This is a genomic window from Tabrizicola sp. (assembly GCF_031377265.1).
Taxonomy (GTDB): domain Bacteria; phylum Pseudomonadota; class Alphaproteobacteria; order Rhodobacterales; family Rhodobacteraceae; genus JAUYQR01.
Genome location: NZ_JANMET010000316.1, coordinates 1 through 2112 on the forward strand (window position 1 = coordinate 1; position 2112 = coordinate 2112).

General features: G+C 61.9%; 1 protein-coding gene and 2 pseudogenes. 2 read left to right on the forward strand and 1 reads right to left on the reverse strand.

Annotated features, from left to right (window positions below; all coding sequences use genetic code 11):
* Window positions 1-317: pseudogene (locus RMO18_RS17225) on the reverse strand (amidohydrolase family protein); the annotation flags it as partial.
* Between RMO18_RS17225 and hydA the strand changes: the two are divergent.
* Window positions 313-1563, forward strand: a pseudogene (hydA, locus tag RMO18_RS17230) (dihydropyrimidinase); the annotation flags it as partial. The pseudogenes RMO18_RS17225 and hydA overlap by 5 nt on opposite strands.
* Window positions 1563-2021, forward strand: a complete 459-nt coding sequence (locus tag RMO18_RS17235) for a hypothetical protein (RefSeq protein WP_309667571.1) — start codon at window positions 1563-1565, stop codon at window positions 2019-2021. The pseudogene hydA and the gene RMO18_RS17235, both read left to right, overlap by 1 nt.
* Window positions 2022-2112: the final 91 nt, after the last annotated feature.

Genomic DNA, 2112 nt, shown 5'->3' on the forward strand with positions numbered 1-2112 from the left:
ATCCCGTCCCAGACCTTCTCACCCCACCAGGTCACCGCCATGTGGTACGAATAATCGCAATTGGCCCGCCCCGACTTGTTGTGCCACATCTGGGCCGCATCCATCAGCCCCTGCCCCTGCCCCGGCAGCACGAAATCGACGACCATCGTGGTCCCGCCACTCAGCGCCGCCCGCGTGCCGCTCTCAAAATCATCCGCCGAATAAGTGCCCATGAAGGGCATCTCCAGATGCGTATGCGGGTCGATCCCGCCGGGCATCACATAGCAGCCGGTCGCGTCAAGCTCGGTCCCGCCCTGAAGGCCCTGCCCGATCTCGGTGGATGACTTTGAGAGCGGCACCCGGGCGGCCCTTTCAGGCGGGACCACGATGGTCGTCGACTTCGTGCTGCCGGGGCAGGGGCAGGGGCTGATGGATGCAGCCCAGATGTGGCACAACAAGTCGGGCCGGGCGAACTGCGATTATTCCTACCACATGGCGATCACCTGGTGGGGGCAGAAGGTGTGGGAGGATATGGCCGACAGCGTGAAGGCGGGCATGACCTCGTTCAAGCACTTCATGGCCTACAAGGGTGCCTTGATGGTGAACGATGATGAGATGTATCAGTCGTTCTGCCGGGTTGGCGATCTGGGCGGCCTTGCGATGGTGCATGCCGAGAACGGCGATGTGGTGGCGGAACTGACGGCGAAACTGTTGGCCGAGGGCAACACCGGGCCGGAAGCGCATGCCTACAGCCGCCCGCCGCAGGTAGAGGGGGAGGCGACCAACCGCGCGATCATGATTGCCGACATGGCGGGGGTGCCGCTGTATGTGGTGCATACGTCGTGTGAGGAGGCGCATGAGGCGATCCGGCGGGCACGGATGCAGGGCAAACGGGTCTGGGGCGAGCCCTTGATCCAGCACCTGACGCTGGACGAGAGCGAGTATTTTCACCCCGATTGGGACCATGCCGCGCGGCGCGTGATGTCGCCACCGTTCCGATCCAAGCATCATCAGGACAGCCTTTGGGCGGGGCTGCAGTCAGGGTCGCTGTCGGTGGTGGCCACCGACCATTGCGCCTTCACCACCGCGCAGAAGCGGTTCGGGGTGGGGGATTTCTCGAAAATCCCGAACGGCACGGGGGGCCTTGAGGACCGGATGCCGATGCTGTGGACCCATGGGGTGGCGACGGGGCGGCTGACGATGAATGAGTTTGTTGCGGTGACGTCAACAAACATCGCAAAAATCCTCAACTGTTACCCGAAGAAGGGGGCAGTTCTTGTGGGCGCGGATGCGGATCTGGTGGTTCTGGATCCGGAGAAGTCGAAGACGATCATGGCGAAAAAGCAGCAATCGTCAATTGATTACAACGTGTTCGAGGGCAAAGTTGTGACCGGCCTGCCGCGCTTTACTCTGACGCGGGGGCATGTCGCGATCCATGATGGCGAGGTGCGGACGAAAGAGGGCCACGGCCAGTTCGTCGCCCGCGAACCGCGCCCTGCGGTGAACCGGGCGCTGAGCGCGTGGAAAGAACTGACCGCGCCACGGCCGGTGCAGCGGACCGGCATTCCGGCAACGGGCGTTTGATGCGGCGCTTCCTTTCTGTCGTTGCGGCCTATTTGATCGCCTGTGGCGTTGCCGCCGTCGGGTTGGGTGTGCATCTGGCAATCCTTGCGGCGGTGTCATCGGACCTTCCTGTGACCGGGATCAAATCCGCTATAGAAGCCGTGTTGGGTATGGTCGGCGGCATTGGGATGCTGTTTCTGTTCTTGTGCCTAAGCGCCTGGCCGGGATTCCTGGTGATGCGGCTTTTGCTGTGGGTGCTGCGCAGGACGGATTGGCCAAGTTTTGCGGTGGCTGGCGCGCTGAATGCGGTGATGGTCGTTGTCTTGATGACATGGGACCAGGGGTTCACGGTGGCGCAGTTCGTCAAGTATCCGCCAAGCCCTGTGGTTCCGTTGATTGGGTGCATCGCAGGTATCGCAGCATGCCTTGCGGAACGGTATTTCTTGCAAAAGGCGTCTCAGGCGGCGGCGACAGCATGAAAACCGTCTTGGCCCGGAACCTGTTCCTCAAACTCTGGCATCAGAATGCCGCGTTCATGTTCTTTCGGATCGGTGTCGCTGATCAAGCTTA

Bases quoted from the DNA above. Each gene is read 5' to 3' on its own strand.
- RMO18_RS17235 (WP_309667571.1), top strand. From the start codon at position 1,563: ATGCGGCGCTTCCTTTCTGTCGTTGCGGCCTATTTGATCGCCTGTGGC.